At 34.9% G+C, this 14,099-nt stretch carries 13 protein-coding genes and 1 pseudogene; 11 read left to right on the forward strand and 3 right to left on the reverse strand.

What is annotated here, in order from left to right:
• Positions 1 to 489 precede the first annotated feature (489 nt).
• From ACU8YW_RS27190 to ACU8YW_RS27210, 5 genes and pseudogenes are all read left to right on the forward strand, one after another.
• Positions 490 to 1,152 (forward strand): response regulator transcription factor, encoded by a 663-nt coding sequence (locus ACU8YW_RS27190; RefSeq protein ID WP_097890038.1) that lies wholly within the window; start codon positions 490 to 492, stop codon positions 1,150 to 1,152.
• Positions 1,149 to 2,492: a sensor histidine kinase gene (locus ACU8YW_RS27195; RefSeq protein WP_426934667.1), complete on the forward strand. Its 1,344-nt coding sequence runs from the start codon at positions 1,149 to 1,151 to the stop codon at positions 2,490 to 2,492. The genes ACU8YW_RS27190 and ACU8YW_RS27195 overlap by 4 nt, the downstream gene beginning before the upstream one ends.
• 20 nt (positions 2,493 to 2,512) lie before the next feature.
• Positions 2,513 to 3,046, forward strand: a complete 534-nt coding sequence (locus ACU8YW_RS27200) for a VanZ family protein (protein WP_426934668.1) — start codon at positions 2,513 to 2,515, stop codon at positions 3,044 to 3,046.
• 734 nt (positions 3,047 to 3,780) lie between these two features.
• Positions 3,781 to 4,770, forward strand: a complete 990-nt coding sequence (locus ACU8YW_RS27205; protein ID WP_426934685.1) for a glycerophosphodiester phosphodiesterase family protein — start codon at positions 3,781 to 3,783, stop codon at positions 4,768 to 4,770.
• Positions 4,771 to 5,256: 486 nt separating this feature from the next.
• A pseudogene (locus ACU8YW_RS27210) lies at positions 5,257 to 6,011 on the forward strand (DUF975 family protein).
• A gap of 644 nt (positions 6,012 to 6,655) precedes the next feature.
• On the opposite strand, the gene ACU8YW_RS27215 reads toward ACU8YW_RS27210, so the two are convergent.
• Positions 6,656 to 7,537, reverse strand: a complete 882-nt coding sequence (locus ACU8YW_RS27215; protein ID WP_097859116.1) for a LysR family transcriptional regulator — start codon at positions 7,535 to 7,537, stop codon at positions 6,656 to 6,658.
• A 243-nt stretch (positions 7,538 to 7,780) separates the two neighbouring features.
• Between ACU8YW_RS27215 and ACU8YW_RS27220 the strand changes: the two genes are divergently transcribed.
• Both ACU8YW_RS27220 and ACU8YW_RS27225 read left to right on the forward strand, forming a co-directional pair.
• Positions 7,781 to 8,119, forward strand: coding sequence for a VOC family protein (locus tag ACU8YW_RS27220; protein ID WP_097859115.1), 339 nt, complete (start codon positions 7,781 to 7,783; stop codon positions 8,117 to 8,119).
• Positions 8,120 to 8,371: 252 nt separating this feature from the next.
• Positions 8,372 to 9,283 carry an NADP-dependent oxidoreductase gene (locus ACU8YW_RS27225; protein ID WP_446894137.1) on the forward strand — a complete coding sequence of 304 codons (912 nt, stop codon included), beginning with the start codon at positions 8,372 to 8,374 and terminating at the stop codon, positions 9,281 to 9,283.
• Positions 9,284 to 9,356: 73 nt separating this feature from the next.
• Here ACU8YW_RS27225 and ACU8YW_RS27230 read toward each other — a convergent pair whose 3' ends face one another.
• Together ACU8YW_RS27230 and ACU8YW_RS27235 are read right to left on the reverse strand one after the other, a co-directional pair.
• A complete protein-coding gene (locus ACU8YW_RS27230; protein WP_426934683.1) occupies positions 9,357 to 9,872 on the reverse strand; it encodes a hypothetical protein in 516 nt (171 codons plus the stop codon).
• 132 nt (positions 9,873 to 10,004) lie between these two features.
• Positions 10,005 to 10,319, reverse strand: coding sequence for a hypothetical protein (locus tag ACU8YW_RS27235; protein WP_426934682.1), 315 nt, complete (start codon positions 10,317 to 10,319; stop codon positions 10,005 to 10,007).
• Positions 10,320 to 10,764: 445 nt separating this feature from the next.
• Between ACU8YW_RS27235 and ACU8YW_RS27240 the strand changes: the two genes are divergently transcribed.
• From ACU8YW_RS27240 to ACU8YW_RS27255, 4 genes are all read left to right on the forward strand, one after another.
• Positions 10,765 to 11,709: a nucleoside hydrolase gene (locus tag ACU8YW_RS27240; protein WP_060488470.1), complete on the forward strand. Its 945-nt coding sequence runs from the start codon at positions 10,765 to 10,767 to the stop codon at positions 11,707 to 11,709.
• 505 nt (positions 11,710 to 12,214) lie between these two features.
• Positions 12,215 to 12,595 carry a GntR family transcriptional regulator gene (locus tag ACU8YW_RS27245; RefSeq protein WP_088123242.1) on the forward strand — a complete coding sequence of 127 codons (381 nt, stop codon included), beginning with the start codon at positions 12,215 to 12,217 and terminating at the stop codon, positions 12,593 to 12,595.
• Positions 12,592 to 13,290 carry an ABC transporter ATP-binding protein gene (locus tag ACU8YW_RS27250; RefSeq protein ID WP_098625688.1) on the forward strand — a complete coding sequence of 233 codons (699 nt, stop codon included), beginning with the start codon at positions 12,592 to 12,594 and terminating at the stop codon, positions 13,288 to 13,290. Before ACU8YW_RS27245 ends, ACU8YW_RS27250 begins: the two co-directional genes overlap by 4 nt.
• Complete coding sequence (locus ACU8YW_RS27255; protein ID WP_088123240.1) at positions 13,287 to 14,081, forward strand: ABC transporter permease; 795 nt, start codon at positions 13,287 to 13,289, stop codon at positions 14,079 to 14,081. Before ACU8YW_RS27250 ends, ACU8YW_RS27255 begins: the two co-directional genes overlap by 4 nt.
• The last annotated feature ends 18 nt before the right edge of the window (positions 14,082 to 14,099 follow it).

Consider the following 14,099-nt stretch of genomic DNA (forward strand, 5'->3'; position numbering starts at 1 on the left):
TGGCAGTACCCCTTATAGGCAAAGGTTTTGACCCTTATTTTAATGGTGGGTGTTGTATATTGATAATAAAGTCATTTAAAAACAAAAGTAAATCTCTTATTTTTATTTTGTTAATTTTTACCATGCGAAAAAATAAAGTTAAAAGTGATGTAAAATGAATTCTTAGATTTGAATAAATAGGAGGGAAGTTCTAATAAACGAAAAAGAAATTGAAGAATTATTTGAAGGCGTAACCCCAACATTTCGGCACTTTGTTTTTGGTAATGAGTTTTGGTGACAGCGAAAGAAGCCAGTGAGAAATGGGGCATTTCAGATCGTCGGATATAGCTTTTATGTAAGTAGGCAGGATTATAGGTGAATATCGCTCGGCTGGACATGGGCTATTCCAGAGAATACCGTAAAACTTGTTGATGGACGAATGAAATAAATCTTAAAACTACAGGGAAAATACAGATTGCTGTGTTATCCTTTTTTCGGAGGTATACATTTATGGATATACGAATACTGCTTGTCGAGGACGATGAGCATATTTGCAATGCAGTAAAAGTCTTTTTATCTGGAGCGGGATATAAGGTGGATGCCTGTTTTAACGGGGATGAAGCGCATACCAAGTTTTATGATAACACCTATCAGCTTGTCATTCTTGACATCTTGCTGCCGGGAATGAACGGTCATGAGCTTTTAAGGGAATTCCGTAAGCTGAATAATACGCCGGTTCTGATGATGACTGCTCTTTCCGATGATGAGAATCAAATCAGAGCGTTTGATGCGGAAGCGGACGATTATGTGACTAAGCCGTTCAAGATTCAGCTATTGCTGAAACGTGTGGAGGCGCTGCTCCGTCGCAGCGGTGCGGTGGCAAAGGAACTTCACTATGGCAAGCTGACTCTTTTGCCGGAAGATTTCAAGGTTTTTTATGACGACGAGGAATTACTTTTGACCCTTAAAGAGTTTGAAATCTTAATGCTACTGGTGCAAAAAAACGGAAAAACACTATCTCATGAAGTTATTTTGTCCCGCGTGTGGGGCTACGATTTTGACGGTGATGGCAGCACCGTGCATACTCACATTAAAAACCTACGGGCGAAGCTACCGGATAATATCATCAAAACAGTGCGCGGAGTGGGCTACCGATTGGAGGAAACTTCATGAAAAAGAATGGTATATTTGTTAAGACTTTTGCCTATACGATAGTTGCTATGCTGTTGATTGTTTTCGTAACTGCCGCATTGTTTTCAAGTCAATTCTTAACACTGTACAGAGCAGTTGAAAGGGAACAAATAGTAGTGTCCTATCAGCCTTTGGTCAATAGAGTAAAAAATAGTGATTATAACGATATTCGCGCAGCAGCGCAAAGGTTTCGTGACAACAACCAATCATTTGAGTTTTGCATTATAGATGATAATCGCGGCGTGATTTACGCTACGCCGGGTGCTGATACCACGGATAATTTCAATGGTGACTTTTACTATGTGGTGCATAATGATAAAGCCCACGGTTATTCTGTCGTCGCCCAGACCAGACCGGGATTAACTGCCTTTTACAATGAAATAATTGTGCAGGCATTGGTCGCGTTTACCATTATACTCGCCCTCTGCCTTGTGTGCGCGTATGTTTTTGCACGGCAGATAACCAACCCAATCAAGCGACTGGCGGATGACGCCGGGAAAATGACAAGGCTTGAAGATGTACCGCAAAGCCTGCCTATACGCCGGGATGAATTAGGCGATTTGTCGCGTGACATTCACTCTATGTACGATAAGTTGAAAGATACCATTTCCCGGTTAGAAAATGAAATCCTGCGGGTAAGGGAAATGGAGGAAGCACAGCGATATTTCTTTTCGGCGGCTTCACATGAGCTAAAAACGCCTATCGCGGCAACAAGTATCTTGCTGGAGGGTATGCTCGAAAATGTAGGTGATTACAAAGATCATCCCAAATACCTGCGCGAATGCGTGAAGATGATGGAGGCGCAGGACGATGTGATTTCCGAGATACTGGAGATTGTCAACCTGAGCGATGGGAAAATCTCTCAAGATCCTGAAAAACTGAAAGTTAGGCAATTAGTGGCTGACATACTGCCTGACTTTCAGATATTAGCTGAAGCAAACGGTCAGTGCATGGTTATGGACATTCCTGACGGACAAAACTGCCTTGTCGATTCTAAAATGCTTCAAAAAGCACTTTCCAATATCATTTTGAACGCAGTACAGAATACGCCTATAGGCGGTGAAATTAGGATATGGAGCGAGCCTGCGGCTAAACAATATCGCCTTTGTATACTAAACACAGATGCAAGGATAGACGCTACAGTTCTGCCTAAGTTATTTGACCCATTCTACCGTATGGATAAAGTGCGGGGGCGGAAAAGTGGGCGCAACGGTTTAGGCTTGACCATCGTGCGGAAAACGTTGGAAGTAATGAACATTGAATATGCTTTGGAAAACGTTCCGGATGGCGTTCTATTTTGGATGGATTTGCCAAAGGCATAAATAACACAAGGAGAAAAATAATGAAATCAGAAAACCGAAATAAACTTACAATTGCATTGTTTGTAATATATATGCTGCTGTTGACAGGCGTCATTCTCTTCAAATTACCGTTTTTTTCTTCTGAAATATCAGACGGGATACGAGTAATCAATCTGATTCCATTTCAGGGGTCTTTCGATGACAGCGGAACTATTGATTTTAGAGAAATAAGAGGTAATATACTTATTTTTATCCCTTTAGGTATATATATTTGTATACTAAAAAGCAAATGGCCTTTTATGAAGAAAGTTCTTCCAATTGTTGCTTTGACATTGGCGTTTGAAGCTATACAATTCATTTTCGCAATAGGAAGAAGCGATATTACTGATGTACTTGACAATACGCTTGGAGGGGTAATCGGCATTGGTATTTATGCTTTATTTTTCAAGATTTTCAAAAATAGGACTGTTAAGGTTGTAAATATACTTGCCTTGGTAGTAACTGTATTCGTAGTATTATATTTCGCCTATCTGTTTTATCTCAGCCATTTTGTTATGAGGCGTCTGCACCCCTGATGTTAGCAACCAAGCTTTATCACTTTGATCGACAGGGTTATTCCTGCCGGTCTTTTTTGATTTTCTCCGCTACAGAAAAACTACAGGTTGACTACAGGGAAAATACAAATTGCTTTGCCATAATAGGAGCATGACAAACGTAAATGTCTATTTTACGCCATACATAGAATGACTACCGCAATGAAAATGAAAAAACTAATCCCACTCGCTTTAGCACTTTTTCTCGTACTATTATTTCAACCAACCTGCTGGTTGATTGAAATAGGGATATTTGATTAACTTTATTGTCATTGGATCCTGCCATATTCCAACCACCTATACTCCAAAAAATGAAAATCCGAGCTGTATTCCGCAAATAAGTCTTTAAAATTATCATTTTGGGGTATTTATTTTTCTTAGCTTGATGGGTATGTGGCGAGCCCCCTGTTAGAGCAAATAAAAAAACGTTTTTTAAATAGTTTCATTTAAAATCAATTGAATTTCATTAATTGAAAGAGAGGAAAACACTACGATTTTTTTCAAATCAATGCATAAGACATAGAATTACCTAATAGAAAAAGCGTAGCAACATATTTATATTAATTTTCAATTTCTCCCGCTTTATATCAAAGTACGAATCTTTAATTTCCAATGATATCCATTGCATTGTAATAAGATAGGTTGTAACATTTACCGGTATTTAAATGACAAACGTTGTTTAAATCATTTCAACAAATAGTTAAGAGGAGAATACAATGATTAAAATAAAAAGGTTACTGAAACGTAAAACGATTTGGATAATTCTTATCCTATTTGTATTTATTTATGTAAATAACAGTTCTTTTTTTGCTAAAAGGGACGAGGGGGCTCCTATTCTTCTTGCTCACCGAGGACTTTCACAAACATTCAGCATGGATGGGATTGAGGGTGATACATGTACAGCAGAACGTATAAATAAACCTGAACACTCTTATTTAGAAAATACAATTCCATCTATGGAAGCTGCATTTAAAGCTGGAGCTGATCTAGTAGAGTTTGATGTTCAACCAACTAAAGATAATAATTTTGTTATTTTTCATGACTGGACGCTTGATTGCCGTACTAATGGTAAAGGCGTTACAAGAGATTTTACAACAAAAGAATTACAAGCACTTGATATTGGATACGGTTATACAGCTGATGGGGGGAAAACATTCCCGTTCCGTGGTAAAGGGATTAATCTTATGCCAACACTCGATGAAGTACTTAACCATTTTCCAGATCGTTCTTTTCTTATTCATATCAAAAGTGATGATGAAAATGAAGGAATCCAATTGGCTGATTATCTCAAGAAACTACCAGCAAAACGCCTTGAGCAACTAACTGTATATGGTGGTGATAAACCAATTGCTGCGATTGAGGAGCGTATCCCTAGTTTACGAACAATGTCAAAAGCAACTATGAAAAAGGATCTTCTTACTTATATTGCGTTAGGGTGGACTGGTTACATGCCTTCAAGTCTAAAGCATGGAGAGTTGCATATTCCAGACAAAGTAGCTCCTTGGCTTTGGGGATGGCCGAACCGTTTTCTTAATAGAATGGATAAAGCAGATACTCGCGTTATCATTGTAGGTGGAAATGGATTTGGATTTTCAAGTGGATTTGACTCATCCGAAGATATAAAACGTATTCCTGAAGATTATACAGGTGGAATTTGGACAAATCGGATTGATAAAATAGCACCTTTATTTAAGAATAAGTTATGATATAATACTCGAAGTGTTCATATGCTGAAAGAATTACTTTATGCTCCTAGAATTGTTTTGTAGAATTAAGTCTTTAACAAATAAGATGAATTTGTGATGTGTTTTTAAAGTAGTGCACAAGTGCAAAATTACAAAAAAGATCACCTATGAAATTGTGTAGGTGGTCTTTTCATGTTCATAAAAAAACTTTTGTTCCAATTAGTCCAAATGTTTTTTTACTTATTTTCAGTAGATAAAACTACATGGGAAAAAGTAAAAAAGTGGAGAAATATTTATCTGAATATATATAATTTTTAACAAAAATTCATAATTATGTTATATAATGATGATAACAAACCATATTTTAGGCATTACCCCCGATTGTGTAGAATAAATGATTTTTTACTGAGTTAAAGTGTTTGGCTAAAAGAACTTGTAGCGGGGCCTGCTACAAGTTCTTTTGTTTTTTCAGTAAAGGAAAATAAGAAAAAAGAAGGGGACACAAGTATGATTGGAAAATTAAAGAAAGCAGCACTGAATTCGTTAGATGGGAAATGGGGGGTAGGTATAGGAGTATCAGCTTTATTCTATTTTGTACCAACCTTAAGTGCATCAGCAATTGCCTTTTTTATGTATTTAATATTTGTACTGTTTATCGGGATAATTGGCCCTGATGCATTATTTATTCAATAGGTGGGCAACCACAAGTAGATCCAGTAGCACTTGCTGTACTTATTTTAAGTTATATTTGTTTAGGTGGGGTTTGTTTCCTAATTTACAGTGTTATACAAGGTATCTTTAATTATGGATATTCTGTTTTTACTTTACACTTAGGGAAACAAGAAGAAGTTAAGGTAGACGATGTATTTTCAGGATTTAAAAAGAAGAATTTGTTTAAATCAATAAAATTAGGTTTGATACAAGCTATTTTTCTTTTTTTATGGAGCCTATTATTAATTGTTCCAGGTATTATTAAATATTTTTCTTATTCCATGTCGTATTACATATTAGTAGAGAATCCTGATTATACAGCAAGTGAAGCGTTGAGAGAAAGTAAAAGAATAATGAAAGGACAAAAGTTAAAGTTATTTGTTCTTTGGCTATCATTTATTGGTTGGTTTTTATTAGCTGCATTTATAGGAATGTTTACGTTTAATCTATCATTTATTTTCATTTCTCCTTATTACAATACAACTGTCTCACATTTTTACTTAGATTTAATTAAAAAACAGGATATTGGAGAAGCGAAGGTAAGTATATAAGTAGGAAGAAAGTATGTGCAAGGAAAGTGTATACTATCTTGATAGTGGATATATTACGTTTATTATGATTAAAGCAAGGGTACTGCAAACATGTTGCAAGTTGAAGTGTATAAGATAAGGATAATACAAAGACTGGAGTACAGCTTACTACGAACCGTTTTGATACAGAATTATATTGTAGATTTAAAATAAAGTTTAATCAATTTGATACTAATAATCTTGATAAACGATCATAGAAAAGGGCGTGTTTTGAAAAAGATTGATCAAAACACGTTCTTAATATTTTCATTTAGTCCATTATTTCATAAAAAAATTTGAACATTTTCTGCCTGTGTTACTCCACAATCACGCCCTTTAATGGAAGATCGTTCAATAAGTTTCTGAGATATATGTCTACGTATGTTAAGGGAAAAAAGCTCCAGTATGTTAAAAGTATTATTTTACTTCATATTAATAATCTTTAAATTTATCAACTACTAAATAGAGACTACTAGTTAATTTATGTAAGAAGAGGTGTGATCATGTATGAATCCATCATTGGCCTGAAAGTTAAGAAAGGAGACAGTCATGTTCAACCTTTTACCTTCGGGTCCTAATATTTAGAGCTATAGGCTGATAAAGTTCGAATCTAAACTAAGGGTTTATTACTTCCTTAAATCAGTAAAGTTCTGGACAAAAAACTCCTGAAATTTACGTTCCGCCACGGACATATAACGGCCTTCAAGCCATGCAATTTGATAGGTACGCTGACAAATAGGATTATCAATATGCACTAAATGAAATGACGTCTCTATTTTTTTTATTAAGGTTTCTGGCATAAAAGCAATACCAATTCCCATACGGATGAAATAACTTACTGCAGAATGTTCGTCAACTTCACATATAATATTCGGAGTAAATCCTGCTTTTTGACAAAATTCATCCGTCATTTCTCGGAATGGATTCCCTTGCTTTATACAAATAAAAGGATCATTAGCCACTTCTCTCAAGTCTATGTTGCTCCGATTAACAAATCGATGTGTATGAGGAACAGCTAGTAAGATTTTTTCAGTGAGAAAAGACAATCCCTCTATCCCCGTCTGCTCAATAGGAGGGAAAGTGATACAAAAATCGATATCTCCACTTCGGAGCTGTTGCACCTTTTCCCTCTCTGAAGCTTGAGTGATTTGAAGTTTGATATCAGGGTGCAAGGATATAAAAGAACCTATTACATCAGAAAAGCATTTATGAGTTGTTGTTGCTAAAGAAACACGCCCTCTTTCCATTGCCGCAAGATCTTCAACTTCTCTTCTGCCCTCTTCAAGTAACATGAGTGCCTTTTCTACTTTCTTTAGATACGCTTTTCCAAATGAGTTGAGTCGAATCTTCCTTCCTTGGCGATCAAATAATGGTACACCTAAATCCTCTTCCAACCTAGCGATGGTTTTGCTGAGAGCAGGCTGCGCGATGTGAAGCTCTTGCGCAGCCTGCGTCATATGCTCCAACTTAGCGACTTTTAGAAAATAATGCAGTTGCAGTAGTTCCACATTCATCACTCCTTTATTCATATACTCGAGTATATAAAGAGATATATTAAAATGTCTTTTTATTTATTAATAATCAATTATAGAATAAAACATGTAAGCAATAAAAACTTTCAAAGATTTTAAAGGATTCTACTGTTTTAATTATGAGTATTTTTTCTTAACTACTTCCCATTTTGGGAAGGCATTCTTAAACAGTGAATATGGAGATGAAGGTATTATACCTAAAGAGAGGAAGTGGAACCTTTGAAACTAAACCATATCAACCTAACGGTCACTGACGTTAACGCTGCTCGAAAGTTCTTGGAGAAATACTTCAGCCTACAAACTAAGAGCACGCATGGCGATTCGTTCGCTGTACTATTAGACGAAGATGGATTATTGCTCGCTTTGATGAAAGGTACTCAGGTCAGTTATCCGAAGTCCTTTCATATTGGTTTTTCACAGGAGAGCGAAGAACGGGTGAACGAGATCTATCAACACTTGAAGAATGATGGATTTGATGTAAAACCACCCAAAAGGGCCCATCGCTGGACATTCTATGTTAAGGCCCCGGGTGGATTTACCATCGAGGTGCTTAGTTGAATAAAGACATTCAATAATCGTTCAATAGCAGAACATGTCAATTTGTAATCCTGAGATTACATTTTAAAATAATGTAAAGGGCTGATTACCTATGAATAACGATCAAACGATTCGATCAATTAATCTTTTCAAACAAGAAAAAGAGATTTTAAATTTCGCCTGTCTGGGTGTTAATAAATATAATTACCTAATTCATGCTCAATTCCACTCCACTATAAGCTGGAACGCCTACCCATTAAGGAGGGATATAGCATGAAAGCTGCTGCAATTTCTACTTCTGGTGCTCCAAATGTTTTGAAAGTGATGGAATTTGATACCCCTCATGCTGGTGTAGGGCAAGTTCGGATCCGGGTTAAGGCTGCTGGAATCCAGCCATTCGATTTGTCGGTGCGTAGTGGCTGGGCACCACCCGGTTTTTCGGTGCAGTATCCACAGATTCTCGGTAACGAATTCGCAGGAATTATTGATCAAGTCGGGGATAAAGTTACAGACTTCTCTATCGGCAATGAAGTACTTGGATGGGCATTACTGGCCTGCTATGCAGAATATGTGGTGGTTAGCGTTGACCAGATTGTGCATAAGCCACAGAGTATGCCTTGGGAGGAGGCTGGTGCAATAACAGCTTCTGGTCAAACGGCTCACATCGCATTACAGGAACTTCGTGTTGACAAGGGAGACACCATATTGATTCACGCTGCAGCTGGTGGAGTTGGTACATTCGCTGTACAACTGGCCCAGGCATGGGGAGCAACTGTCATCGGTACGGCCAGTGAACGAAACCATGATTACCTTCGATCGCTGGGTGCAATCCCTGTCACTTATGGAGACGGTCTTGTTGATAGAGTTCGTGCTCTAGCACCGGATGGCGTGGACGTAGCCCTTGATGCCGCTGGGGACGATGCTCTGCGCGCATCGTTGGGGCTTGTCGAAAACAAAGAACGAATCGGCACAATTGTTGCTTTCGACCTTGTAGAGGAGCTTGGTGTTCGCCCTATACGCAGCCAAAGGCCCGTGGATCGGCTTGCCCAGCTGGTAGAGCTTTACTCCAAAGGGAAATTGCACATCCACATTAGGAAGTCATTTCCGCTACACCAAGCCGCAGACGCACATCGAGAGATCGAAAGTGGTCACGGCAGAGGAAAAGTGGTTCTTACAATTGGCTAAAGCGTTACATCTTTTTATAAACAGTTAATCTTTATTTTAAATCCACACAATAAGAAAAAGGTATCTATGATTATTAAAGTGGCCCACCTTCAAAACCAATAGGCCATCCATTGTCTTTAAATTTTACTTTATACTGAAACTCAAAGATACCTTCATAAATAAATGCTAAACTAAAACCAGGAAATATATAATCGTCAAAATTAACCATCTTTCCAAAATATATAGTGGATAGGTAGTAGTTCTTCATTTCTTGATTAGGGAAGAATTTTTGTAAATATTTTAATGCACAACTTATATGTAGAGGGAGTTCATCGAATATTTTTTCTGCCATTTCGATAATCTGAACATTTGGATTTTCATTATTTCCTTCAATAATAATATCTACATCTTCCCATTCTCCGATATTAATACTATAAAACCACCGTTCTTGAATGAGATACTTCTCATTTTCGTATACAGTAGGATTAACTAAGTTTAATTTTTTTATCTCATCTTTAGTTAGCGGTTTATCAAGAATAAGCTTTTTATGCAAAATATCTTTGATATTAGAGACAATATATTTAGATTTGTTTAATTCTAAAGAGTCCATTTTCCACCTCATAAATTATAATATAAAGTAAACTGCCCTTAATTATATCATCATCCCTATTAAACTATCTTGCACAGTTAGTTTAAAAAGAATTAAACAATAACTTTATTATCTCTTTATATAAGAAAACAATTATTTACGACGCCTTCTCTTTGCTTTTTTTCGCTGATTTGTTTGACTATATTTTTTTATATGAGTGCTTTTGCTCCTATTATAATTAGGTAACTTTAATATAAAAACAGAAATCGCAGAAAAAATGCAAAATATAAATATTGCAATCATCCAAAGGTTAATGTCATAGTCATATAGCTTACTAATATACTTTTTGTCATGAGTAATATAGCTTACATTACTGTCAATGGTTTCTAGGGTGTAGGGAATAACCCATAAGAAACCAATTAACATAACAAATGTTCCGAGTATGAAACGGAGTATATGTTTTATCATGTTCTGTTCTCCTTAAAGTATGTTTAATGTATACGTGTATATAGTATATATGGTTTTGCTGCAAGGATTATATTTATTTGAAGGAGTAATATAAATTTCTGTTGGAATCTATTTTTATTAATAGGTTATCACGGCATCACAGTCAAACCATTAAAGGCAAATGTTTCTAAATGAAGCGTTTGCTTTTTTAGTTCGGAATATACAATTATATTTTTTAGGGGCCACTTAATGAGCATGGGATATCAGAAAAAATACGTTAAGATTAGTAACTATAAACTATTTCATTTTATAGAAAAGGAATGTATTCATTATTAACGAAATTATATGTTAAATAGATAAATTATCGCATAAACAATACTACAAAATGACTTGGGAATAACCTTATACTACGATCCCATAATTATAATCTGTTGAAAAAACCATTAAAAATAAGGAGTCACATTGTATGGGAAAAAAAGTATTGTTTTTTGGAGATTTTGGAATTGACGATACAATAGCTATCATATATGCGCACTTAACAGATAAAATTGACGTTATAGGAATTGTTGCAGACTATGGAAACGTACCTCAAGCTGAAGTTGTTAGAAATGTTCGTTTTTTACTTAAAAGTGTAGGAAAAGAATATATAAAAGTTTTTGGTGGGGCGGAGCATTCTATGTCTTCAGAAACTGAAACTTTTTATCCGGAAGTTCACGGTAAATTTGGGATGGGGCCCATCCAAACAGGACTAGAGCTTCAAACATTTGAGAACTTTTTTGAAGTTCTTACACTTATAAAACAGTATAAAAATGAACTTATTATCGTGAATACCGGCAGGCTAACTTCACTTGCAACTTTATTTCTCCTTTATGGAGATATGATGGAATATGTACATTCTTATTATATTATGGGCGGATCTTTTCTATATCCAGGAAATGTTACTCCTATTGCTGAAGCTAACTTTTATGGCGATCCTGGAGCTGTCAACATTGTAATGAGATACGCAAAAAATCTATCAATTTATCCTTTGAATGTTACACAATCCGCTATTGTAACACCAGAAATGGTCAATTATATTCACTCTAAAGGAAAAACTAAGTTTTTAAAGCCTCTTTTAGACTATTACTATTATCAATTTTATAAAAAAAAAGTTCCTGGAATACAGGGTAGCCCGGTTCACGATGCACTCACTTTGATTGCGATTAATCGTGATGATATTTTTACGTACCATCAATCAGCAGTTACGGTTAATGTACTTGATACTGTACGAGGACAAAGTATAGGAGATTTCAGGTCTACCTTTGAACCAGAAACATTCGGTAATCGTCCAAAACATAGGATTGCAATGCAAATGAATTATGAACAGTTTTTTAAAGAGTTTATGAGTGTAATGACTGGCGACCTATTTTAGGAAAAACCTTATATATCTAATCACTACATGGTTATCAAGTTTAACTTTTTAAGCATCCTCTAAATGTTCGTTTTTTTTTTATAGAACTGGAATTTTTTTTATAATTTTGGAAGAAGTTTATATTGTAGTTTCTTAATTAAAAACCAGGGCATAATAGAAAGAAACTGTAAAGATAGAATAAGGGCATTATCTAATTTTACTTTTAATTTAGTAGAACTGTTGAATTTAATCAGTGTATATTAGGAAACTGAGTTGAAATTTATAATTTTAAAAAAAGCGTAGAAATAGACCTTATTTCTACGCCTTTTCTTATTAATGGGGTCCCACCAGGTGCCCATCAAGCTAAAATCTTGAATTGTTTCAAAGTAGAAATCACATTATTTTACAGTTGTTAATAAGAATTTATGCTCTTCTTTTATTTATTATAGTTTTCAAAATAACTATTTACATATAATTTACATTAGTGTACTATTTGTCTAGTACACTAATACAGAGGAGGAAAGAAATGAGAACTGAGTTTTCTCCTAATATCCCCATTTATGTTCAGGTAATGGAATACATCAAAAAAGAAATTGTAACAGGACGTTTGATGCCAGGTGAAAAAATTCCTGCTGTACGTGAATTAGCGGGGGAATTACAAGTGAATCCAAATACAATTCAACGTACATTTCAAGAGCTAGAACGGGAAGGTGTTGCTGAGACACGTAGAGGAACAGGAAGATTTGTAACAATGAATGAAGAAAAAATTACAGAGCTACGCAAAGAAATGGCTAAAGAGTTGCTTGATAATTTTATAAATGGAATGAATAATTTAGGTTTTATGGAAGAGGAGATTCTCTCAATACTCCATTCTTCTTTGGAAAAGAAAAAGGAGGGGAATGAATGAAAGAATTATTGAAAATTGAAAATCTATCGAAAAGATATGATTTAAAAACAGTGATTCAAGATGTAAGCTTAACAATATCAGAAGGGAAAATTATCGGTCTTGTTGGTGAAAATGGTAGTGGTAAAACGACATTATTAAAAATGATATCTGGTTTACGTTACCCTTCTAAAGGAAGTATTACAATTAAAGATAAAAGGGTGGGATTAGAAACGAAAAAAATCGTTTCATTTATGCCCGATAGTCCTGTTTTTGAAAAATGGATGACTGTAAAAGATGCCTTGTTGTTCTATCGAGATATGTATGCCGATTTTAATCTACAACAAGCAATAGAATTAATAGCTAACTTTAAAATCCCGCTAGAGGAGAATATAAGCATCTTATCAAAAGGGAAAACAGGGATATTGCAGCTAATATTAACCTTTTCAAGGAAAGCAAAGGTATATGTATTAGACGAGCCATTGGGTGGAATTGATCTTGTTTCTAGAAAGCATATATTAGATTTAATTCTTAACTTTTATCGTGAAGATAGTACCATTCTTATTTCGACTCATTTAATAGAGGAAATTGAAAATATATTTGATGAGGTAATCTTTTTAAAAGACGGGAGTATTGTATTGCATGAAAATGTAGAAGAAATTCGTTTTCATCATGGAAAAGCAGTACATGAGTTATTTAAGGAGGTTTTTGGGAAATGAATCCGCTTTTTCGTTATTTATTTAATTGTAATAGAAAAAAGATAGCCGTTTTTTATTTTGGATTTATTACTATTTCGTTACTTCTTTTATTTAATATGATGGGATTATCGGAGGTTACAAATCAGCTTACAAAGGATATAACATTAGGTATATTTATTTCAATAATAGGTAGCACTGCATTTTTACTGATTTTAATAGCTTTGCCTTCTTTCAATAAAATGCTAAAAAATACCATGATACGTTATACAGCCATCTCAGGAAAAAAGTATATATATGCAAATTTATTCTTTTTCACGTTAATGTTTATTCTTTTCCTAGTAATAGGCTTAATTTTTCTATACTATTTCTCCCAGAGTACCTACGGTGGAAAAGTAGTCGGGGGATACCAACAGGAATTTCATGAGTTATATGCATATGGATTTCTTCATCACATACTTTCTGTTTTATTATGGGGAATCGATTTCATGAGTATATTAATCTCCTGTTATTTCATCATGGTAATTACAAAGTTGATTCCTATAAAGTCATCAAAGAGTAAGATGGTTTTATCTGTTATTTTCTTTGCTTTATTTTTAACAATCCAAACAGTCGTACTGGATTTATTAAGTAAATTAGAGAAATATGTAATCACTATAAAGAGTACGGAATTCATAGATAAAAATGGTTTTATTGACACATCACTGTATCCTAGTGAAGGATTTACTATTTTAGATGTATGTTTTACTTGCTTATTCATAATTGTCCTAGCAGCTATTACAGGGCGTATCATTGATAAAAAATTAGAAATATAAAGATCCACTTTAAAGGTA

The organism is Bacillus pretiosus, from assembly GCF_052947655.1.

Coding starts and splice junctions, on each gene's coding strand:
- ACU8YW_RS27190 (WP_097890038.1), top strand. CDS start 490: ATGGATATACGAATACTGCTTGTCGAGGACGATGAGCATATTTGCAAT.
- ACU8YW_RS27195 (WP_426934667.1), top strand. CDS start 1,149: ATGAAAAAGAATGGTATATTTGTTAAGACTTTTGCCTATACGATAGTT.
- ACU8YW_RS27200 (WP_426934668.1), top strand. CDS start 2,513: ATGAAATCAGAAAACCGAAATAAACTTACAATTGCATTGTTTGTAATA.
- ACU8YW_RS27205 (WP_426934685.1), top strand. CDS start 3,781: ATGATTAAAATAAAAAGGTTACTGAAACGTAAAACGATTTGGATAATT.
- ACU8YW_RS27225 (WP_446894137.1), top strand. CDS start 8,372: ATGAAAGCTGCTGCAATTTCTACTTCTGGTGCTCCAAATGTTTTGAAA.
- ACU8YW_RS27230 (WP_426934683.1), bottom strand. CDS start 9,872: ATGGACTCTTTAGAATTAAACAAATCTAAATATATTGTCTCTAATATC.
- ACU8YW_RS27235 (WP_426934682.1), bottom strand. CDS start 10,319: ATGATAAAACATATACTCCGTTTCATACTCGGAACATTTGTTATGTTA.
- ACU8YW_RS27240 (WP_060488470.1), top strand. CDS start 10,765: ATGGGAAAAAAAGTATTGTTTTTTGGAGATTTTGGAATTGACGATACA.
- ACU8YW_RS27245 (WP_088123242.1), top strand. CDS start 12,215: ATGAGAACTGAGTTTTCTCCTAATATCCCCATTTATGTTCAGGTAATG.
- ACU8YW_RS27250 (WP_098625688.1), top strand. CDS start 12,592: ATGAAAGAATTATTGAAAATTGAAAATCTATCGAAAAGATATGATTTA.
- ACU8YW_RS27255 (WP_088123240.1), top strand. CDS start 13,287: ATGAATCCGCTTTTTCGTTATTTATTTAATTGTAATAGAAAAAAGATA.